At 36.1% G+C, this 22,519-nt stretch carries 20 protein-coding genes; 15 read left to right on the forward strand and 5 right to left on the reverse strand.

Features of this window, described 5'->3' with window-relative positions; genetic code table 11:
* Positions 1-67: 67 nt before the first annotated feature.
* Positions 68-1,855, reverse strand: coding sequence for a metallophosphoesterase family protein (locus KYG33_RS14175; RefSeq protein WP_219071949.1), 1,788 nt, complete (start codon positions 1,853-1,855; stop codon positions 68-70).
* 75 nt (positions 1,856-1,930) lie between these two features.
* The gene (locus tag KYG33_RS14180) at positions 1,931-2,770 is read right to left on the reverse strand and encodes a hypothetical protein (RefSeq protein WP_077413150.1); all 840 of its coding nucleotides are present in this window, start codon (positions 2,768-2,770) and stop codon (positions 1,931-1,933) included.
* Between the two features lie 370 nt (positions 2,771-3,140).
* On the opposite strand from KYG33_RS14180, the gene KYG33_RS14185 reads away from it, so the two are divergent.
* Genes KYG33_RS14185 through KYG33_RS14195 form a run of 3 tightly spaced genes read left to right on the forward strand, consistent with a single transcriptional unit; the run spans position 3,141 to position 5,745 of the window.
* The gene (locus tag KYG33_RS14185; protein ID WP_175627161.1) at positions 3,141-3,317 is read left to right on the forward strand and encodes a hypothetical protein; all 177 of its coding nucleotides are present in this window, start codon (positions 3,141-3,143) and stop codon (positions 3,315-3,317) included.
* A 46-nt stretch (positions 3,318-3,363) separates the two neighbouring features.
* The gene (locus KYG33_RS14190) at positions 3,364-5,067 is read left to right on the forward strand and encodes an ATP-binding protein (protein ID WP_175627162.1); all 1,704 of its coding nucleotides are present in this window, start codon (positions 3,364-3,366) and stop codon (positions 5,065-5,067) included.
* A gap of 12 nt (positions 5,068-5,079) precedes the next feature.
* Positions 5,080-5,745 carry a response regulator gene (locus tag KYG33_RS14195; RefSeq protein WP_077413153.1) on the forward strand — a complete coding sequence of 222 codons (666 nt, stop codon included), beginning with the start codon at positions 5,080-5,082 and terminating at the stop codon, positions 5,743-5,745.
* Positions 5,746-5,878: 133 nt separating this feature from the next.
* Here the strand turns inward: KYG33_RS14195 and KYG33_RS14200 are convergent, their stop codons facing one another.
* The 3 genes from KYG33_RS14200 to KYG33_RS14210 all read right to left on the reverse strand — a co-directional run bounded on the left by KYG33_RS14200 (position 5,879) and on the right by KYG33_RS14210 (position 7,774).
* Positions 5,879-6,328 carry a GNAT family N-acetyltransferase gene (locus KYG33_RS14200; RefSeq protein WP_180564832.1) on the reverse strand — a complete coding sequence of 150 codons (450 nt, stop codon included), beginning with the start codon at positions 6,326-6,328 and terminating at the stop codon, positions 5,879-5,881.
* Complete coding sequence (gene yihA / locus KYG33_RS14205; protein WP_077413656.1) at positions 6,321-6,944, reverse strand: ribosome biogenesis GTP-binding protein YihA/YsxC; 624 nt, start codon at positions 6,942-6,944, stop codon at positions 6,321-6,323. The genes KYG33_RS14200 and yihA overlap by 8 nt, the downstream gene beginning before the upstream one ends.
* A 68-nt stretch (positions 6,945-7,012) precedes the next feature.
* Positions 7,013-7,774: an alpha/beta fold hydrolase gene (locus KYG33_RS14210; protein WP_077413155.1), complete on the reverse strand. Its 762-nt coding sequence runs from the start codon at positions 7,772-7,774 to the stop codon at positions 7,013-7,015.
* A 272-nt stretch (positions 7,775-8,046) separates the two neighbouring features.
* On the opposite strand from KYG33_RS14210, the gene mraZ reads away from it, so the two are divergent.
* The 12 genes from mraZ (at position 8,047) to ftsA (ending at position 22,471) form a co-directional block, all read left to right on the forward strand.
* Positions 8,047-8,505, forward strand: a complete 459-nt coding sequence (gene mraZ / locus KYG33_RS14215; RefSeq protein WP_047379979.1) for a division/cell wall cluster transcriptional repressor MraZ — start codon at positions 8,047-8,049, stop codon at positions 8,503-8,505.
* Between the two features lie 48 nt (positions 8,506-8,553).
* Positions 8,554-9,447, forward strand: coding sequence for a 16S rRNA (cytosine(1402)-N(4))-methyltransferase RsmH (gene rsmH, locus KYG33_RS14220; protein WP_077413156.1), 894 nt, complete (start codon positions 8,554-8,556; stop codon positions 9,445-9,447).
* Between the two features lie 97 nt (positions 9,448-9,544).
* Positions 9,545-9,910: an FtsL-like putative cell division protein gene (locus tag KYG33_RS14225; protein ID WP_047377999.1), complete on the forward strand. Its 366-nt coding sequence runs from the start codon at positions 9,545-9,547 to the stop codon at positions 9,908-9,910.
* Positions 9,894-11,885 (forward strand): penicillin-binding transpeptidase domain-containing protein, encoded by a 1,992-nt coding sequence (locus tag KYG33_RS14230; RefSeq protein WP_219071950.1) that lies wholly within the window; start codon positions 9,894-9,896, stop codon positions 11,883-11,885. The genes KYG33_RS14225 and KYG33_RS14230 overlap by 17 nt, the downstream gene beginning before the upstream one ends.
* A 57-nt stretch (positions 11,886-11,942) precedes the next feature.
* Complete coding sequence (locus tag KYG33_RS14235) at positions 11,943-13,403, forward strand: UDP-N-acetylmuramoyl-L-alanyl-D-glutamate--2,6-diaminopimelate ligase (protein WP_219071951.1); 1,461 nt, start codon at positions 11,943-11,945, stop codon at positions 13,401-13,403.
* A gap of 79 nt (positions 13,404-13,482) precedes the next feature.
* A complete protein-coding gene (mraY, locus tag KYG33_RS14240) occupies positions 13,483-14,724 on the forward strand; it encodes a phospho-N-acetylmuramoyl-pentapeptide-transferase (RefSeq protein ID WP_047377995.1) in 1,242 nt (413 codons plus the stop codon).
* An 81-nt stretch (positions 14,725-14,805) separates the two neighbouring features.
* Entirely contained in the window at positions 14,806-16,131 is a 1,326-nt protein-coding gene (murD, locus tag KYG33_RS14245; RefSeq protein WP_180564833.1) for a UDP-N-acetylmuramoyl-L-alanine--D-glutamate ligase, read from the forward strand.
* Between the two features lie 42 nt (positions 16,132-16,173).
* Positions 16,174-17,412: an FtsW/RodA/SpoVE family cell cycle protein gene (locus KYG33_RS14250; protein WP_077413160.1), complete on the forward strand. Its 1,239-nt coding sequence runs from the start codon at positions 16,174-16,176 to the stop codon at positions 17,410-17,412.
* A 1-nt stretch (position 17,413) separates the two neighbouring features.
* Positions 17,414-18,514: an undecaprenyldiphospho-muramoylpentapeptide beta-N-acetylglucosaminyltransferase gene (murG, locus tag KYG33_RS14255; protein ID WP_077413161.1), complete on the forward strand. Its 1,101-nt coding sequence runs from the start codon at positions 17,414-17,416 to the stop codon at positions 18,512-18,514.
* 149 nt (positions 18,515-18,663) lie between these two features.
* The gene (gene murC, locus KYG33_RS14260; protein ID WP_219071953.1) at positions 18,664-20,031 is read left to right on the forward strand and encodes a UDP-N-acetylmuramate--L-alanine ligase; all 1,368 of its coding nucleotides are present in this window, start codon (positions 18,664-18,666) and stop codon (positions 20,029-20,031) included.
* Entirely contained in the window at positions 20,028-20,999 is a 972-nt protein-coding gene (locus KYG33_RS14265; RefSeq protein WP_175627163.1) for a cell division protein FtsQ/DivIB, read from the forward strand. The genes murC and KYG33_RS14265 overlap by 4 nt, the downstream gene beginning before the upstream one ends.
* Positions 21,000-21,085: 86 nt before the next feature.
* Entirely contained in the window at positions 21,086-22,471 is a 1,386-nt protein-coding gene (ftsA, locus tag KYG33_RS14270; protein ID WP_180564835.1) for a cell division protein FtsA, read from the forward strand.
* Positions 22,472-22,519 lie beyond the last annotated feature (48 nt).

A 22,519-nucleotide genomic window follows, 5' to 3' on the forward strand; every position in this document is an offset into this window, starting at 1 on the left:
CCGTCAGATTGACGGCCTTTTCTTTTGAACGGAAAATCCATGGAATCGGTAATAGACGGCAAATTAATTACCGTTTTCTTATTTCCTGTTCTGTCAAATCTATTTCAAAATGATCTGCCGGATCTCCGTTAGAAAGCAGTGTAAGAATTTTAAAAATAGATTTTAACTGTCTTACAAATACATTCTGTGACTGATTCTCCTGATAGAGTTTCTCCAATATTTGGTACTGCTTCAGCCTTTCTTTGGGAATATCTCTTTTCGCCAGCTCATCTGCTGATTGAAATTTATACAGATCCAGCAACAGATCATCAAAAGACCATTTTGTAAAAGTTTCAGATCTGATTCTCTTTTCTTTGAGCTGATTATTATTTTGGGTGAATAACAACAGATCTTCACCATTCAGCTTCCCTGCTTTTTCTATAAAGTCTTTTGGCCAGTCATCAGGAATCATTCGCAAACGGACCAATTCTTTTAAATGGAAAAGCATAAAATCATGGTAGGATTTTGTTTTTAAAATGTCTTTATTCCAAAGTATTTTAGTTATATCATGCTGTAAAGATTTATATTCTTTTTCGTACAAAGGAAACAATTCATTGAAACGCGGAACTTCATTTAGAACCTCAGTTTGTACTTCCAGTTTGTCAGGAGACTGTATCGTCAGAATTTTATACGCCGGCAGATAAGCGGCCAGTGATGGAACCTGAACATTGACCAAAATATTCTCACCGAATTTTCTGATTCCTGTATCATTAATATGCATATGCCCTGCAAAATGAATCTGTAATCCTGCTTCAGCAAATACCTTTGCCACTTCTTCCTGAGGAGCACGCTCCAACTGCCACTTTTTCTCTCCCAACAGGTTTTTAATTTCGTTGGTTGCACCGTCATTGAAATCAATCATTGGGTAATGGGTAAATGCAATCAGGGTTTTGTTGTTTTTCTTTGCTTCACCGGTAAGTCTTCTTATCCATTCTATCAAATGCTGTTTGTTGGTCAGCACATTATTATAACCAATGCTTGCTCCTTTATAATTAGACGGACTGTGGGAATTTTCATTGATATTTTTAGGAATATAGGTATTTCCGTCAATAGCAATCACCCATACATCTTTCACTGGTTCAACAACATAACTTAAATCCGGAACAGAAAAACCATTCTCCACTTCATATAGCCTTTTGGAATACTCTGCAGCCTCTAACCCTTTTTTGTAAGTATAATTTTTAAAAGTATCATGATCAAAGGGTGTACTCCAGAACAGATCTTCTTTTTTAGGATAGAAACCAAAATCTTTTAATTCATTTAAAATTTCAAAATATCCGGATTCTGCAATATCTTTTGTGATGATCTTATCTGTTGATTTTCCGATACTTTCTTTACTGTAAACCCCCAATGGGTTTCCATTTTGTCCGAGGAAATCATCTTTTCCTCCGTCATTTCGAAACGGCCCAACAGGATCGTGGTTTCCTGTGGTCAGATAAAAATTAATCCCGTATTTCTGGTGATACTGTTCTAAAATTCTATGAAGCCCACGAAGGTTATAAGCCTGCCCATCATCAGAAAAATCTCCGGGCATCGCTACGATTTTAATTCCTTTAGCAGCAATATCATCCAACGCTTTGAGAAAGGCAAAATAGTTCTCATTGAAGATTCTTGTGGAATGCAGTTGAGAATCCATCGTTCTCAGGATTGTATATTTTCCCGTTTTAGGATTCAGAATTCCTTTAAAATCATGATCTGAAAAACTTCCATATAAATCCTGAAAATGCACGTCAGAAAGAAAAGCAATCTGTACAGGTTTCTGCGCCGAGAAAAACGTGCTTATAAACAATAAAACGAAGACTATTTGTTTATCCATCTTAAAAATAAGACGAAATTACAGGAATGAATGGGGAATTCTTTTAATTAAGTTTTAAATTATTGTGAAGGAAATTTATTCTATTGGTATCATATCAGAGTTTTTGCCGGAATATTTTTTAATAATATATTCGGTTGATCTTTTTAGCTCTTTTTTATTCTCCGGATCAATCCCGTCCATTGTAAAAAACTCAACTTTTCCGTTGACCTTGGAATACCATGTTTTCCCAAGAGCATTTTCTACTGTAAGTGTATCTTTTCTTGTAATACGTTTAAAGTATTTAATCTGAACATTATCTTTCGGAACAACAGTCAGAACAGGATTTCCTTCCTTACAATCTGTTAGCTTGTATTCATTATTATTCCAATACATGCAGTTCTTTTCAATCGAATACGTACTCAAAATACTCAATGGTTCATATGGAGTCTTATTTCCCGTTGAACAATAGTAATTACCAATCAAAAATCCTCCAAGGATAAACATACCGACAAGGCCAAAACTATTCTGTCTGACAAATTCCGGCATTCTAAAGTGCTGTTCATTGATGATATTAATATTGATCTTGGACAGCCTTTCTGATATAATCTCCTCATCCTGATCCACACTGATTTTTACTGTAGTCAGATTTTTTTTTTCATCATTCCTGATAAAAGTTCTGGAAAAATCCGTAAAATCTTCATATCCAACATACTGACTCATTTTATTAAGCCTCTCAGACTCAATATTCCTGCTGCTATTGCCTTCAACAAAGTCTTCGTAATATCGTATAAATGTTTTCTCCGAAATATCATAGAATTTCAGATTATCAATAAAACAAAGATGCAGATAAGAAGCTAAGCCACTTTTTGTGGTTTTTTCTGATTCTCTTCTTGCCTGCTCAAATACTTCATTAATCAGTAGTTTTTTCTTGGACATAAACAACGTTTTCGGGCATTACAAAGTAGATGATTTTCAATCATACCACATTACGGATTTCCGTAATAACTCCACACTTACTTACTGTCTATTGATGTCTATGTTTTGTCTACCATATCTCTCCTGTTTTACTGCAAATTTGCCTTAGAAATCAACAACAAATAAAACGTTTATAAAAATTGATTTCAAAAAAACCAGAAAAAACAGAGGCTAAACTCCGGATTGGGAAGCAGACGTTTCATCTCCGTTTTTAAAGGTTCACTTCCCTGAAAAATTAAGAAGCGCTTCGAAATTTTAACAGTGTACAGCTCATGATAAATACTTCGTGAGAGGAAGAAATACGGTTTCAACTTCGAAAATTTTAAAGGAAATGATCCAAATTATATTGATGCTATTAGGTTTAGCATTTTCAAATAATAATGCCAGTACATCAACAACAGATAACAACAATTACGAGTCTGCACCAGGCTTTTCTGCCGAAACAGTAGGAACAGCTTTGGAAGATACAAGTGGCGAGACAGGACAGATTTTACCACCAAAAAAATAATTAAATAAAAGGGCAATGAAAATTGTCCTTTTTTTAATACCTTTAGTTGCTATCAACTATTATCATGTATGCCGGGTTAAAATTTCTAGGAGTCTTTCTTTTATTCATTGGCTGTAATTTTTCCGAAAACAGAACTTCTCCGGCGAAAACCCCTTCAGCTGAAGCGGACAAAATGTATAATGAAGCAACAGCTCTGTATAATAATGATAACGAAAGAGCATTTACACTTCTGTCAAAAGCAGAGAGTATCTATAAACTAAAGAATGACTCACTTAATATAGCATCCTGTTTAACAACCAAAGCAATTATACTGAATGATATTGGAGATTATCTTAGCTGTAATGAAAGAGCTCTTGATGCATTAACCTTTCTAAAACTGCCTGAAGATTCTGCCTATCTGCCTTCCATATACAATAACCTTGCGATATCTGAAAAAAATCTCAAGCACTATGCAGAAGCTCTTACCTGGTATCATAAGGCATTGCATGCAAGTTCAGATAATTATCAGAAAATCAGAATTAAAAATAATATTGCAGACACCTATGGAAAACTGAAAAATTATTCACAGGGAATCCGTATCTATCAATCTATCCTTAAGGATAAAGAGCTGCTACAACATGATATAGATTATGCAAGAATTTTAGATAATTACAATTATATCAGTTGGCTTGAAAACAATAATTATAAAGCAGAAGAAGGTTTATTATCAGCTTTCTTCTTAAGACAAAAAATCAATGACAAATCCGGACTTATATCCAGCCATTCTCATCTTGCTGAATACTATTTAAACTCTGATAAGACCAAAGCTTTACATCATATCAATGAAAAATATCGTTTAGCAAAAGTAATCAAAAACCCTAATGATAGATTAGAGGCTCTTGAATTTATGGTTAAAAATGATAAAGGAGTTCGTTTACAAAACTATTTCACAGAATATCAATATCTAAATGACAGCATTCAATTATCCCGAGATAAGGCAAAAAACAGATTTGCACTGATAGAGTTTGATGTAGAAAAAAAGAATGCAGAAAACCAGCAGCTTAAAGTGATTACCGTCCAGAAACAAAACAGAATTTTAAAACAGAATGTTATTTTAGGAATTCTCTCCTTAAGTTTAATTGGTGGCTCAATATTATACAAGAGAAGAAAAAAAAGACTGAAACGGGAAAATGAATTAAGAATAAAAGAAAATCAGCTTCATCTTTCCAAAAAAGTGCATGATGTGGTAGCCAATGGTATCTATCAGGTGATGACAAAGATCGAAAATCAGGAAGATTTTGATAAAGAAAAAGTACTCGACGAGCTTGAGTTTGTGTACGAAAAGTCCAGAGATATTTCCTATGAGAAAACAGCCTCTGAAAATAAGCAGGAATTCAGCAAAAAGGTATCAACTCTTATTGCATCTTTTAATAATGAAAATGTAAAAACGTACCTGGCCGGAAATGATGAAAATATATGGAAAACGCTAAAAGAATTTACGCGGGAAGAAATCTATCAGGTTATGCGTGAACTTTTGGTAAATATGAAAAAACACAGCCACGCCACCCATGTTGCTTTTAAATTTGAAAGAAAAAATAACAGGATACAAATTCAGTATACAGACAATGGCATCGGCATTTCAGAAGGAATTACCTACAAAAATGGTTTGACAAATACGGATTCCCGTATTGAAGCTATCAATGGAGAAATTATTTTTGACACTGAAACCGAAAAAGGGTTGAAAATTTATATTTCATTTCCTGCTTCTTAAAAAAGAAAAAGAATGTTCAAAAAAATTTTAATAGCTGAAGATCACGAAAGCAGCAGTATTTCTGTACAGAAAACATTAGAAGACCTTACTATTTCCACCACAGATTATGTTTATTATTGTGATGATGCATTAGCTAAAATTCAAAAATCCATTCGTGAAAATGATCTTTATGATTTGTTAATTACAGATCTTTCTTTTGAAGAAGACCACAACATACAAAATCTTAAAAATGGAAAAGAGCTGATAAAAGCCGTTAAAGAACTACAGCCTTCTTTGAAAATAATTGTTTTTTCAGCAGAGCATAGGTCCGGAATTATTGATAGCCTTTTCAACGAATACGGAATCAATGGTTTTGTTCGTAAAGCCCGAAATGACTCAAAAGAACTGAAAAAAGCAATTGCCTCAACTTATGTGAATGAAAATTATCTTTCTCTCGATCTTAAACAAGAAGTAAAGAAGCTCAATAATTATGAGTTTTCCACCTATGACATAACTTTGGTATCTCTCCTGTCTCAGGGTGTTTTACAGAAAAACATCCCTGTTTATCTTCAAAATAATGATATTAAGCCCTATAGTTTAAGCAGTATAGAGAAAAAACTGAACAGCATGAAAGAAGATCTTCAGATAACAAGCAATGAACAGCTTGTAGCTTTTTGTAAAGATTTGGGAATTATTTAACCTATTACGGTTTTCCGTAAGGTTATTTTTCTTAATTATCCTACTTTTGAAGTAGTAAATGATGAAAAAAACTAATAACACCCAATATAATTTTATACAGTTCGAAAAAAGGTATCTCAAATGAGATACCTTTTTATTTTCTTATCATTTCCGTATGTGGAATATCATCTTCAAGATACTTTTTCCCTGTATCTATAAATCCAAATCCACTGTAGAATCTTAAAAGATAATCTTGTGCGGATATTTTGATTTCAGAAGTATGAAAACGATTTTCTATGGTTTCTACAGCATATTGTATCAGCTGTTTCCCAAGACTTTTTCCTCTTGCCTGCTCCGTAGTCAGAACTCTGCCGAAGGAAGTTTCATCATACTTTATTCCTTTATCAAAAACACGGCAGTATGCCAGCACCTGTCCATCTTCTTCAGCCCAGATATGAACCGCTTTCTGGTCATAATTATCCAGATCAGGATAAGGACAGTTCTGTTCAATAACAAAAACATCTATACGTGCTTTCAATACCGAATACAATTCAGGAACGGTGAACTCATCAAACGTTTTGATTTTCCAGACAATATTACTCATCGAAACTTATATTATTATTCGTTAAAAAATCATTGGTCTTTTGTATAAAATCAAGAATGTTGTCTCCGCCTTCTTTCTTTTCTGCTGACGTAATGTACAGTTCAGGAAGATCTTCCCATGTTTTATGAAGTTCGGTCTTATAATCCTCAACGTTTTTAATAACCACATTCGGTTTTAGCTTATCTGCTTTTGTAAAGACAATTGAAAATGGGATTCCACTTTCTCCGCACCATTGGATAAATTCCAGATCAATTTTCTGTGGAGAGTGTCTTGAATCTACCAAAACAAAAAGGTTCACCAGGTTTCTCCTGTTCAGAATATAGTTGGTGATCAGTTTTTCAAAATCCTTTCGCTGAACTTTTGAAACTTTTGCATATCCATATCCTGGTAAATCGGTAAGGTACCAGTTTTCATTCACCAAAAAATGATTGATCAGCTGAGTTTTTCCCGGAGTCCCCGAAGTTTTAGCCAAATCTTTATGATTCATCATGGCATTGATCAGTGATGATTTTCCTACGTTCGACCTTCCGATAAAAGCATATTCGGGAATATTTGGTTCAGGGCATTCCTGCCATTTTCCACTACTCTTTACAAATTCTGCTGTCTTGATAATCATTTTTGAATGTATTTTAGAAAAATAAACCATTAAGAAAAGCTCTTAATGGTCATTTTATGATGTATTTATTAAACTTTATCTTTTATCCAGTTGTACAGGATTTCATTGAATTCATCCGGCTTTTCCATCATGGCTGCATGGCCGCAATGCTCTATCCAGAATAAATCTGAATTTGGAATAAACTTGTGCATGTCCTCAGCCACTTCCGGAGGAGTCACATTATCCTGTTTTCCCCAGATCAGACACGTAGGTGTCAAAATCTTAGGAAGGTCGTTCAGCATATTGTGTTTGATGGCACTTCTTGCCAGCATTACCGTTTTTATTCCTTTCATTCTGTCATTTACCACCGCAAAAACTTCATCTACAAGATCCTCTGTCGCAATCTTTGGATCATAGAAAACTTCTTCCGTTTTCTTTTTGATATAAGATCGGTCATTTTTTCTTGGAAAACTGTCCCCGAAAGTTCTTTCATATAATCCGGAACTTCCTGTAAGCACAAGATTTTTCACCAAATCAGGTCTTGCCAACGTCAAGATAAGCCCTACATGCCCACCCATTGAGTTTCCCATAATGGTAACCGGGCCTGAAATATGACTTTCTATAAACTTGATAATATATTTTGCGATAGTGGTAAGATTCGTATTGAGTACCGGCAGATCATAGATCGGCAACTGAGGAACATATACTTTGAAGCCTCTTTCCGAAAAAAAATCTACCATTTTATCGAAATTACTCAAACCACCCATTAACCCGTGCAACAGCACTAATGGATGTCCTTCTCCCGCTTCTACATAGGAATATTTCTTTTCTTTTTTTGTACTAAATATCATAAAACGCCTTAATAAAGCCCTGCAAAAATACAAATTAAACCTCAAAAAAATTTTGATTATCCTAATTTAAGATAAAAATAATATAATATTCTCCTTTTTAACTTTTTTTTTCAAACATGCTTTACTATGGCCTAAATAACACTTTTTACAACTGTCTTCATATCAGTATTTTACATTATTGAAATTCAATCTCTAATAAAACTTATTAACATTGAGTCAAAAAGTGGGAAAAAGTGGGAAATTTTGGAAATTATTATATAAATTTGTCCCAAATGAAAAATTTCATTGGAACATATGAGTGCAAAATTGACGACAAAGGCCGCCTAAAAGTTCCTTCATCTTTAATTAAACAGATGGAAAACTTCGAAGACAAGGCATTTGTAGTCAAAAGATCTGTGTTCCAACCCTGTCTGGAAGTCTATCCTATGAATGCATGGGACAAACTGATGGGCAAAATTAATAAACTGAACAGATTCATAAAAAAGAATGCTGATTTCATACGAATGTTTACGGCAGGAGTAAAGACAGTAGAATTGGATAATGCAGGAAGGTTACAGATCTCTAAAGACCTGACGAATTTTGCAAATCTTCAGAAAGATATTGTGATTACCAGCGCGGGAGAGCTCTTCGAAATTTGGGATAAAGAAGCCTACGAAAAGGTAATCTCAACCAACGAAACTGATTTTGCAAGCCTTGCCGAAGATGTGATGGGCTCTTTCGAGGAAGAATAACTGTAGGTTATTAATTGATTATATATTAAATAAAAAACACAATTAAGCATGTATCATAACCCCGTTTTGTTGAAGCAGAGTGTTGATGATTTGGTGACGAATCCTGACGGAATATATGTGGACTGCACCTTTGGAGGCGGAGGCCACTCCAGGGAGATTTTGAGCAGACTTTCTGATAAAGGGAGATTGTTCAGTTTTGACCAGGATCTGGATGCACTTAAAAATACAATTGATGATCCTAGATTCACATTAGTTAATCAGAATTTCAGATTTCTGGAAAATTCATTACTAATGTATGGAGTTCCTCAGGTAGATGGTGTTTTGGCCGACCTGGGTGTTTCTTCACACCAGTTTGATGAAGCAGACAGAGGTTTCTCTACAAGAAGCAATGCTCCTTTGGACATGAGGATGAACGTAATGCAGAATCTTGATGCTAAAAGAGTGATCAATGAATATGAAGAAAGTGAGCTTGCAGATCTTTTCTATCATTATGGAGAATTAAGAGAAGCAAGAAAACTGGCGCGAGAAATTGTTCACCACAGAAAAACAAAGAGCATAAATACAACTGAGGATTTGAAAAAGCTTTTCAGCTACATTCCGCCTCATAAGGTTAATAAATTTTATGCACAGCTTTTCCAGGCAATAAGAATTGAAGTTAACCAGGAGCTTGAAGTATTAAAAGAAATGCTGGTTCAGGCTTATAATGTGTTGAAACCGGAAGGAAGACTGGTCGTTATTTCTTACCACTCTTTAGAAGACCGTTTGGTAAAAAGATTCCTGAAAAACGGAATGTTTGAAGGAGAACCGGCAAGAGATATTTACGGAAATTATAAAAAGGCATTCGAATTGATAAAGAGTAAAGCAATCATTCCTGATGATCAGGAAATCGAAGAAAACTCAAGAGCAAGAAGTGCCAAAATGAGAACAGGAATAAAAATATAAAATGAATAGTGAATCGTCAATGGTCAATTTTTAATATCATAATATTCACGACTGATGAACAAAGCGAATTCACTACAAAGCAAACTGACATTATAAAGTGGCAAAAAGAACAACAAATCGACCCCAGAAAAGACTCACTTTTATAGATATTATAAAAGGAAACTTTCTGAATCGTGATGAGATCAAAATACATTACAAGTATTTTCTCCTGTTGTTTATATTGATGATGGCAATGATTTATACCAACCATCTCGTCAATAAAAAAATTAAAATTGTAAACGCCTTAAAAGAGGAAACAGAAGAATACAAATCGAGAAATGCTTACGCCCAGAGTAAGCTGATCAAAGTAAAAATGGAATCAGAACTGGGGAAAGAAGTTGCCAGGGATTCATTGATGACCCTGGAAAACCACCCTCACAAATTGCTAATAAAACTGGACAGTACAGATGCAAAAGCAAAATGAATACGACAATAAACGTAAGAAAACGTTACGATGGGGCTACCTCTTTGCAGTGGTAGCTTTGTGCGTGTTTGTAATGTTCTTGGCAAGAATTGTTATTCTTCAGAATACCAATGTTCAGGAAATTAAAGACGATTACATTAATAAAAACTATCGTGAAGCTACTTTAAAGGCTGCCCGCGGTAATCTTTTTGCGTCTGACGGCTCTATTCTCGCAACCACAGTGATGCGATATGACATCTTTCTTGACTTCAAAACGATGAAAGATACGGTGTACTCCAACCACATCGAAGCGCTGACAGATTCTCTGAGCAAAATGTTCGGAAAATCCAGAGGAGAATTCAGACAGAAATTTGACGAACAGAAGAAAAAGAAAAACCAGTACTATACTTTGGTAAAAGGACTGGATTTCGATCAATATGACAGAATCCGACAGTTCCCTATCTTCAAAAAAGGTAAAAATAAAGGAGGATTTATCGTTGACAGAAACTACAAAAGAGAGTTGGCCACTTCAGAAATCGGTGCCGGAACCATCGGTATGGATAACGGAGAGCTTAGATCAGGACTAGAAGGTGCTTTCTCGAAATATTTAACGGGTACCGACGGTAAAAGACTGGAGCAGAGAATTAACTCTTCCCAATGGAAACCTATCGACTTCTGGAAAGTTCAGGAACCGGTAGATGGAGAAGATGTATATACAACCCTAGATCTCAGAATTCAAGACATTGCACACTCCGCTCTGGAGAAGCAGCTGGTCCATTTTGAAGCAAAACATGGAACTGTGATTGTAATGGAAGTTGAAACCGGAAAGGTACGTGCCCTTGTGAACTTAAGAAGAACAGATTCAGGAGATTATGAAGATTCTTACAACTACGCCCTAAAAGATAATATTGAGCCCGGATCCACTTTTAAAACCATTTCGCTTTTAGCAGCAATGGATGACGGCTTCATTGATGAAAATACAACTGTAAACGTAGGAAACGGTGTCTGGACTTATGCAAAACAGAGAATTTCTGACGGACACGGCGGAGGAACATATGATATCAGTGATGTTTTAGCTAAATCCAGTAATGTAGGAACAGCAAAACTGATCACAAAATATTATGCAGAGAAGCCTCAGATTTTCCTTGACCACCTGAAACGTTGGAAGTTATTCGACAAAATGGATATAGAACTTCCGGGAATCACAAAACCAAAGATCGTAACTCCACAAAATAAAAGATGGAATGCCGCCACGCTGGCTTCTATTTCTTACGGGTATTCTTCCAACATCAACCTTCTGCAGTTGACAACTTTCTACAACGGCGTTGCCAATGGCGGAAAAATGCTTAAACCTTTATTCATTGATAAAATCATGAAAGATGGCAAAGTAATGTACAATGCCAAACCTGAAGTAATGGTAAACAAAATGGCTTCTGAAAAAGCGATTAAAATGATGACCAGTGCTTTAACCAAAGCGGTAGAAAAAGGAACAGGACGAAGCATCTTTACTCCCAACCTTAAAATGGCAGGTAAAACAGGAACTGCAAGATTTGAATACTGGCTGCCTGGCCCTATGAAATACCGCGCATCATTTGCAGGGTTTTATCCGGCAGACGCACCAAAATACACCTGCTATGTAATGATAAGTGAACCCAATACATCAATAGGATTTTATGGAGGACCCGTTTCAGCACCCGTATTTAAGGAAATTGCAGGAAAAACATTCCTGAAAACTCCTCAGAATATCGAAAAAGAAATGCTTGTAGACAAAAAGGTAAACCTGAGCAAAATGGTTGAACCTAATGTAAAAGTAGCAGTAAATGATAAACAAATGCCTAATGTGGTAGGATTAATCGGTAAAAACGTAATCCCGCAATTGGAAAACTTAGGATACCGTGTCGACTATAAAGGAGTGGGAAGAATTAAAGAACAATTCCCTCTGGAAGGCACAACGATCAGCAAGAACCAGAGAATTTATTTGTCTCTGCAACATTAAGAACAAAGTCCCGCAAGGACCATTTAAAACAAAATAGGGCAAGCCTTATTGATAAAGATGATTATAACAGAATTAGTAAACAGAATCCCAGTACTGGAAATCCACGGTGATAGCAACCGTGAGGTGGCTGAGTTGGTGATTGACAGCAGAAAAGTTACAGAAAACTCTCTTTATATTGCTATGAGAGGAACAGTGGTGGATGGTCACTCATTCATTGCATCTGCTATTGAAAAAGGTGCTGCAGCAATCGTTTGCGAAGAATTTCCAGAAACGTTGGTTGAAAATATAACCTATATTCAGGTGAAAGATTCATCTAAAGCTCTGGGTCACCTTGCTTCCAATTTCTACGGAAACCCTTCTCAGAAACTAAATCTGATAGGAGTTACCGGAACTAATGGAAAAACATCTGTTTCTACCCTTCTTTTTTATGTTTTCAAAAACCTGGGCTATGACTCTGCTTTGCTTTCCACTGTTGAGATCAGAATCGGTGAAGAAATTATTCCGGCTACCCATACCACTCCTGATGTGATTACCATCAACAGAATTTTAGCAGAAGCGGTAGAAAAAGGATGCGAATTTGCTTTTATGGAAGTAAGCTCACACGGAATTGCCCAAAACAGAATTGAAGGACTACACTTCAAAATAGCGGGCTTCACCAACCTTACTCATGATCATTTAGATTATCATAAAACCTTTGAAGAATATTTAAAAACAAAGAAAAGATTCTTTGACCAGTTAGAAGATACAGCTATTGCCATCACTAATGTAGATGACAAAAATGGGAATGTCATGCTTCAGAATACTAAGGCTTCAAAAAAGTCTTATGCTTTGAAAACCATGGCAGACTATCACGGAAAATTGTTGGAAGTAGATTTCAACGGAATGCTGTTGAACTTCAACGGAAAGGAATTCTGGACGACACTTACCGGGAAGTTCAATGTATACAACTTGCTGCTTGTATTCGGGATTGCTGCTGAACTTGGTTTTGAGCAGGATGAAATTCTTCAGGCGGTCAGCAAATTAAAAAGAGTTTCCGGAAGATTTGAAACCTTCAAATCCGATGGCGGAATTTTCTTTATTGTAGATTATGCACACACTCCGGATGCATTGGAAAACATTCTGGACAGCATTAACGATATCAGAACCAAAAACGAAAGATTAATCACCGTATTCGGCTGTGGAGGAGACAGAGATCACTCCAAAAGACCTGAAATGGGAAATATTGCCTCTAAAAAATCAACATTGGCAATTATCACTTCAGATAATCCGAGAACAGAGGATCCTACCCAGATTATCAAAGAAATTGAAGCAGGCATTGAACCTCAAAACTTCAGCAAGTACACTTCAATCCCAGACAGGAGAGAAGCCATAAAGATGGCGATAAAATTTGCAGAACCTAAAGATATTGTTTTGGTTGCCGGAAAAGGGCACGAAACCTATCAGGAGATAAATGGTGTAAAACATCATTTTGATGACAAAGAAGTAATTAATGAGCTTTGGAAATTAATGAGCAAGTAAATTACAAGCGATAATTGATACATAATAACAACTTTATCATTCATCAATTATCAATGATTATTTATTAACAATTGAAACTATGCTATACTATCTATACGAATATCTAACCAACCATGGAATCCACGTTCCGGGATTAGGATTGTTGAAATACATTTCCTTCCGTGCCGGGATGGCTGTACTATTCTCTCTGATTATTGCTCTTGTCTATGGAAAAAGAGTAATCAATTACCTGAGAACAAAACAAATGGGAGAATTGGTACGTGATCTTGGATTGGATGGTCAAAAACAAAAAGAAGGAACTCCTACCATGGGAGGGCTCATCATCATTTTGGCAACCATCATTCCCGTATTGCTGTTTACAAGAATTACCAATGTATATATTGTTCTGTTGCTGGTTTCAATGTTCTGGATGGGAGCTATTGGTTTCCTGGATGATTATTTAAAGAAAATCAAAAAAAATAAAGACGGTTTAAGTGGTAAATTCAAAATTGTAGGCCAGGTTGGTTTAGGGCTAATTGTCGGAATTACAATGTATTTCCACCCGGACATTACCGTTAAAAGAAAATATGCCGATGCTAAAGTGGTCAACAGAAATAATGTCGAGCAAAACTTTATGCCTACTGAAAAAATTACTGTTTCTACCGTTCCTTTTGCCAAAAACAATGAGTTCGATTATAGCGGAATTTTGTTTTGGATGAATGATAAAGATGCTCATGAGTGGGCATGGATTGTGTTTATTCCTATTGTCATCTTCATTGTAACAGCTGTTTCAAACGGTGCCAACATTACAGATGGAATCGACGGTCTGGCGGCAGGAACAAGTGCCATTATACTACTATCGCTGGCGCTCTTTGCTTATCTTTCCGGGAACATCATTTTTGCAGACTATCTCAATATCATGTTCCTTCCCAATATGGGTGAAACCACCATTTTTGCCGTGGCAATGGTAGGTGCGGTGATCGGATTCTTCTGGTACAACACCTATCCTGCGCAAGTTTTCATGGGAGATACCGGAAGTTTGATGCTGGGAGGAGTAATTGCCGTTTTAGCCATTATTTTAAGAAAAGAATTGCTGATTCCTGTATTATGCGGAATCTTCTTAATTGAAAACCTGTCTGTAATGCTTCAGGTAGTTGTTTTCAAATACAGAAAAAGAAAATACGGGTTGGAATATGCCCAAAACAATAGACTATTCAAAATGTCACCATTACACCACCATTATCAGAAAGAAGGTTTCCACGAAAGTAAAATCGTGAACAGAATGATCATCATTGGGGTAATACTGGCTATTGTATGTCTGATCACATTAAAAATGAGATAAAAACCAATTTAAAAATTAAAAGATTGAAATATTGAAGAATTTTTTAATCACTAAATCTTTTAATCATTAAATCCAAATAATATGAAAATAGTTGTTTTAGGAGGTGGAGAAAGCGGATGCGGAGCTGCTTATTTGGCTAAAAAGAAAGGTCTGGAAGTATTTCTTTCAGATAAAGGAGCCATTAAGGATAACTATAAGCAGTTTCTTACCGATAATGAAATTGAATTTGAAGAAGGAAACCACGATGAAGAAAGGGTTTTAAACGCTGACTGGATCGTAAAAAGCCCGGGAATTCCGAAAAAGGCGGAGATCATTCATAAAATTCATGAAAAAGGAATCAGACTTTCCTCTGAAATTGAATTTGCTTCTGAATTTACAGATGCAAAGATTATTGCCATTACCGGAAGCAACGGAAAAACAACCACTACTTCCCTAATCTATTATATCCTGAAAAATGACGGATTGAATGTAGGTTTGGGAGGAAATATCGGATACAGCTTTGCCAAGCAGGTGGCAGATGAAAACCATGAATATTATGTATTGGAAGTAAGCTCTTTCCAGTTGGATGATATTCAAAATTTCAGACCTTATATCTCTTTACTGTTGAATCTGTCTCAGGATCACCTGGATCAGTATAACTACAACTATGAAGAATATGCTTTGGCAAAATTCAGAATCACTGAAAATCAGGAAAATGATAATTTCTTCATCTATAACAAGGATGATGAAATGAGCAAAAATCTTCTTGAAAAGCTTGAAATAAAGGCTAAAATGATTCCATTCTCAACAAAAGAGAAGTTATCTGAAGGAGGTTTTGTAAATGAAGATGAGATTGTTGTAAAAATGAAAGACGAATTCTCAATGAAAGTTGATGAATTGTCTCTATTGGGAAATCACAATGTAGCGAACAGCTTAGCAGCATCTATTGCAGGTAAGATATTAAAAATCAACAATGAAAGCATCAGACATTCATTGATGACATTCCAGGCTGTAGAACACAGATTGGAATTGGTGACTGAAATTGATAGTGTAAAATACATCAACGACAGTAAAGCAACCAATGTGAACGCTACTTATTATGCTCTAGAAAGCATGAAAACACCAACCGTATGGATCGTTGGTGGATTAGATAAAGGAAATGACTATACCGAAATTGAAGATTTAGTCAAAAGAAAAGTAAAGGCAATTGTTTGCCTTGGAGTAGATAACAAGAAGATCATAGATTTCTTTAAAGACAAAAAAGAAGTTATTTATGATACTTCAAGCATGGAAGAAGCCGTGAGGATTTCCAAATCACTGGCTAAGAAAGGCGATACCGTCTTATTATCTCCGTGTTGCGCAAGTTTTGACTTGTTCAAAAGCTATGAAGACAGAGGACGCCAGTTTAAAGAGCAGGTACTAAAGTAAAATGTTTTTTGTACAAAGTACATTATACATCAATACAAAATTATGGACGAACAGAACACAGAAAGCAGATTTGAATTTCTAAAGGGTGATAAAGTACTTTGGATGGTCATCCTTGTGATCTCCATTTTCTCTATTTTCCCTGTATACTCTGCAAGTTCAAATCTCGAATACATTGTTAATAACGGGACTACAACGGGTCACGTTATCAAACATATGTTCTTTGTAGTCTTAGGATTAGCAATTATGCGACTGGTAGGAACAATAAAATATGAATATATCGGAAAGCTCAGCAGTATTCTGCTCGGTCTTATGATTGTTCTGCTGATTGTTACCATGTTTACCGGGCAAACCATTGACGGAGCCAGTGCTTCCAGATGGCTGAAAATCCCGGGAACACCAATTTCCTTCCAGCCTTCATCATTTGCCTTTTTAATGCTGATTATCTACCTGTGCAGATATTTAACCAAAAAGATCACAAGAGAAAGGCTTCCAATAGAGAATATCATGTATATTTTCGGGCCTATCCTGCTTGTTTTTGTATTGGTAGCAAAAGATAACGGTTCCACCGCATTAATGATTTTAATGGTTTCCGTAGTGGTTCTTGTCATAGGACAGCTTCACTGGAAATACATTGCAGGATTTATTTCTGCCTCATTTGTAGCTATTGTTTTATTTTTATTAATAGCTCTGAATACGAACATGATTGGCGGAAACCGTGTTCATACATGGATGAGCCGTGTAGAAACATTTACTTCAAGCAAAGCAAAATCAGCCGATGTAGATGATGAAAGTATAAAAGCAAAAAACTATCAGGTAATGCAGGCTAAAGCAGCCATCGTACATGGTGGAATCACCGGAATGGGACCAGGAAAAAGTGCATTGAAACAAATGCTTCCACAATCTGCCTCCGACTTTATCTTCGCGGTTATTGTAGAAGAATACGGAGTGATTGGAGCTGCTTTTCTCATCTGTTTATATCTGATTATGATGATACGGATCGTGATGATCGCCAGTAAAATGCCGGCATTTTTCGGATCCTTGCTCGTTCTCAGTCTCGGGGTAATGATTTTTATACAGCTTTCAGTAAACATAGCCGTTGCAGTCAACCTGATCCCGGTAACAGGACAGCCGCTGCCTTTGATAAGTTACGGAGGAACCTCAATGCTGGTAACCTATTTACAGTTAGGTATTATTTTAAATATAAGCTCAAGGATTCAGATTTATGATGAAGAAGGAATGGGCAAAAAACAAAGTGTAGCAGAAATAAACGATATCGCTTAAGATGGACAAAAAATTAAAAATATTATTATCAGGCGGAGGAACAGGAGGTCATATCTTCCCAGCCATCGCCATTGCTGATGAAATCAAAAAAAGATTTCCTGATGCAGAATTTTTGTTCATTGGTGCCAATGGAAAGATGGAAATGGAAAAAGTTCCACAAGCAGGGTATAAAATTGAGGGAATTGATATCGCAGGAATTGACAGAGGAAATTTGTTATCCAATTTAGGCCTGCCATTCAAAATTCTGAAGAGTTTATCAAAGTCTAAAAAGATTATTAAAAATTTTGCTCCTGATTTTGCCGTAGGAACTGGAGGATTTGCCAGCGGACCCGCTCTTTATGAAGCAAGCAAAATGGGAATTCCTATTTTCATACAGGAACAGAATGCTCATGCGGGAGTAACCAATAAAATTTTAAGCAAGAAAGCGAAAGCCGTTTTTACAGCTTATCCAAAAGTGGAAGGTTTTCCGGCAGAAAAAATAAAATTTCTGGGAAATCCGATTCGTGAGAACATTGTTTCAGGAATGCAGGAAACAACCCAGGCAAAAGAAAAAATGGGATTGAATAAAGATAAGCTTACGATTCTGTCTGTAGGTGGTTCTTTAGGCTCCAGAACATTGAATAATGCATGGAAATCTCATTTAAAACAAATGACAGATAAAGATTATCAGCTGATCTGGCAGACAGGAAAGCTTGATTATAAAGATATTGTAAACGAAACAAAAGATACAGACACTCCTAATATTCAGATCCTTGAATTCATCAAAGATATGGAACTGGCTTATTCTGCAGCTGATATCATCGTTTCAAGAGCCGGAGCTATTGCCATTTCAGAGTTGGCCGTAGCACAAAAACCGGTCCTTTTGGTTCCTTTCCCTTTTGCAGCGGAAGACCACCAAACTAAAAATGCCATGAATCTGGTTGAAAAAAATGCAGCAAGAATGGTAAAAGACTCTGAAATGCAGGAAAAATTCTGGAATACATTATCAGAAATCTGCGAAAATGAAAGGGTAAGAAAAGAAATGTCTGACAATCTTAAATATTTTGCCAAGCCAAATGCCGCAAAAGAGATTGTAGATGAGATTTTTAAAGTAATAAAATAATTAGGAAAGGCTTCGACAAGCTCAGCCTGACACCGTTAAAACTTATTTCATTAACGAGTCATGAATGTTAGTTGATTAAAGCTTTATAATAAAAATATTAGTAATTAAACTCTGAATTGGTTCAAGAGTCATTAAAGATTAAAATATAAATGAACATTTTACAAACATATCAGACTTTTTACTTCGTTGGAATCGGAGGTATCGGAATGAGTGCATTAGCGCGCTATTTCAATGCATCCGGAAAAAAAGTATTGGGCTACGATAAAACCAATACAAAATTGACTCAGAATCTGATGAATGAAGGGATTGATATTGTTTTTGAAGACTTTATTGATGAAAGGATAACTTCTCTTCAGAAAGAAGATACATTGGTCATCTATACTCCGGCTATTAAAACGCTTGGAATATTGGATTACTTCAATGAAAATCAATTTGAAGTGTTGAAGCGAGCTAAAGTTTTAGGATTAATCACTGAAAATACAGATTGTATCGCTATTGCGGGAACTCATGGAAAAACAACCACGTCAACCCTTGTAGCTCATTTATGCAAAGAAGCAGATCTGCCTTTCTCATGTTTTTTAGGAGGAATTTCTGAAAACTTTAAATCGAACTTCCTGTACAACGGTTCCAAATATTCTGTGGTAGAGGCGGATGAATATGACAGAAGCTTCCTGAACCTTTCTCCTGATTGGGCAGTTGTAACTTCTACAGATGCAGACCATTTGGATATTTATGGAGATAAAAGTCATATTGAAGAAGGGTTCAGACAGTTTGCGGCTTTAGTGCCTCAGGATAAACAGCTCTTTGTAAGAAAAGGAGTAGAAATTGGCAGAGGACATCAAACGTATGCTGTAAATGAGCCTGCAGACTACTATTCTGACAACCTGAGAATGGATCATGATAAAATTTATTTTGACTTCCATACTCCTACCGAAACAATAAAGGATTTTGTGTGGGAAATTCCGGGAATCCATAATGTGGAGAATGCTACTGTAGCACTAGCGATTCTGCATAATTTAGGCGCAGATTTTGATACGCTGAAAAAAGCTATTGCCAACTTTAAAGGAATTAAAAGAAGATATACCAAACATATTTATCAAAACGGTAAAATTTATATTGATGATTATGCTCACCACCCTACAGAAATCAATGCTGTAGTGAGCTCAATCAGAACATTTTACCCTGATAAAAAACTAGTGGTGGTCTTCCAGCCTCACCTTTTCAGCAGAACAAGAGATTTCGTAGATGGATTTGCAGAAAGTTTAAGCAAAGCCGATGAACTTATTCTGCTTGATATTTACCCTGCAAGAGAACTTCAGGAGAATTTTCAAGGAGTTAATTCAAGCTGGCTGCTGGACAAAGTGACATTAGATAAGAAAGAAGTATCGACATTATCCGATGCTTTTGAAAAAATAAAAGAAAAAGATTTTGATATCCTTCTTACCGTAGGTGCAGGAAATATAGATACCCTGTATGATCCTATTTGTGAGTGGATAAGTGCTGTACAAAAAATATGAAAAATAAATACAGAATATTAAAAATTGCTGTCACTGTAATCATCCTTGGATTGTTACTGAGTTTCTCGTTGAAGAGATTCAGCCACCAACAGATTACAGACAATAAGATTTCTGTAAAAATGAGTGAAAAAACTCCGGTTTATTTTGTTGATGAAAAAGACATCAGGGAGATTGTAAAAAAAGAAAACCCTTCTGGAAAAGTAGGCGACCTTAATATTCCTTCTTTAGAAAAAAGAATCAATTCACTTCCGGCGGTAGATAGTGCTAATGTCTACCTGAACCTGAATGGAAAACTGAATCTGGATATCAAGCAGAGAGTTCCTGTTTTCAGGCTTAATAAAGAAGGAAAAGACTTTTACGTAGATGAAAAAGGAGTTGAATTTCCAATTTCAAGAACGTATTCGCATCCATGTATGCTGGTAACCGGAAATGTACAGCCGGATGAATATGAAAAACTGGCAGAGCTGGTAGGAAAGATCGATAAAGATGATTTCAGTAAGAAATATTTTATCGGGATTTCAAAAAGCAAAGAAAGCTACAATCTTCTGACAAGTGAAGGAAATTACCGGGTAGAGATTGGAGATCTGGATAATATTGATTTTAAAGTAAAAGGATTTAAAACCTTCGTGGAAAAATATCTTGTCTACCAGGATCCACAGAAGTACAGTATGATTTCTGTAAAATACCAGAATCAGATTGTTACTACTTTAAACCCTTATTTTAAAGAAAATGACAGTATTTTAAAAGCAGGAAAATTAGAACTGGCAAAAGCTCCTGCTCCAATGGCAGCAACAAAGAAGACAGAGGGCAGACCAAAAATAGCGGAAGCAAAAAAAACGAGCTCCACGCCGGCAAAACCGAAAGAGAGCGCGAAACCGAAAACACATACAAAAGAAGCGAAAAAAACAGAAAAAAAAACAACCGCTAAGGCCTTAACCAAGCCAAAGGCAAAAGTAAAAATAGAATAAGTCCTTTCGGGACATTCAATACACAAATAGGAGATCATCTTTAGAGAAAAAAAGGAAAAAGTAGAAAAAATCAAATCGATATAAAAATGGAAAATCAAGAGTATTCAGTGGGTCTGGACATCGGGACAACAAAGATAGTCGCGATTGTCGGAAGAAGGAATGCACACGGGAAAATAGAAGTTCTCGGTGTAGGAAAAGCTAAAAGTCTTGGTGTTCATAAAGGTATTGTGAATAATATTTCACAGACTATTAATTCAATCAAGGCTGCAGTATCCGAAGCACAGTCCAGTGCTGGTGTTCCTATCCGCAAAGTTACGGTAGGTATTGCAGGAAAACACATTCGTTCTCTGCAGCACTCCGATTATATTATGCGTGAACATCCTGATAAATTTATTACAGACGATGACATTGAAGCATTAAAAGATCAGGTGAAAAAGCTGGTTATGCTTCCTGGAGAAGAAATTATCCACGTACTTCCTCAAGAATATAAAGTGGATTCCGAGGGTGAAATTCAGGAACCCGTTGGAATGCATGGAAAGCGTTTAGAAGCTAACTTCCACGTTGTAGTAGGCCAAATGGGCAGCATCAGAAATATTGCAAGATGCGTTCGTGAAGCCGGACTAGAAATGGAAGCCCTTACTTTAGAGCCATTGGCATCTTCTGAAGCTGTTCTTACAAAAGAAGAAAAAGAAGCTGGTGTCGCTATTGTTGACATTGGTGGTGGTACAACAGATATTGCGATATTTAAAGATAACATCATCCGTCATACCTGTGTGATTCCATACGGAGGCGGAATTATTACCGAAGATATCAAAGAAGGCTGTTCCATCATAGAGAAACATGCAGAACAACTTAAAGTAAAGTTTGGTTCGGCTGTTCCCGAATTAGAAAAAGATAGTACTTTTGTAACCATACCGGGGCTTCATGGCAGACCGGACAAAGAAATTTCTTTAAAAACTTTAGCACAAATCATCAATGCAAGAGTAGAAGAAGTTTTAGAAATGGTCAATACAGAACTGAAAGCTTATGGTGCTTTTGAACAAAAGAAAAAACTTATTGCAGGAATCGTTCTTACAGGTGGTGGTTCAAACTTAAAACATCTTCGTCAGCTGGCCAATTATACCACTGGTTTTGACAGCAGAATAGGTTTTGCGAATGAATATATCGCCAACGATAAAAATCAGTACCTGAAAGGCCCTGAATTTGCTACGTCTATCGGGTTACTGATGGAGAGTTTAAAGATCAGAGACAAAAAGCAGAATGCTGATGAAATCATGGAAGTTGTTGTAGAACAGCCAAAGCCTGAAACCGCTTCAGTACAGACAGAAACTGTTCAGCCGGTTCAGCATGCAACACCCATTCAGGAGCAGCAGTCTTTTGAAAATGAAAGACAGGAGAACAGAAAGGCGAAATTGACCTTCGGACAGTCGCTTATGGAAAAAGTAAAAAAATTCTTTGAAGAAGTAGAATAAATTATAAATGGTGAATGATAAGCGATAAACGATCTTTTCCTTATCAAT

Origin of the sequence: Chryseobacterium sp. D764, assembly GCF_019317325.1 — a bacterium.
In the GTDB taxonomy this organism is placed as follows: Bacteria; Bacteroidota; Bacteroidia; order Flavobacteriales; family Weeksellaceae; genus Chryseobacterium.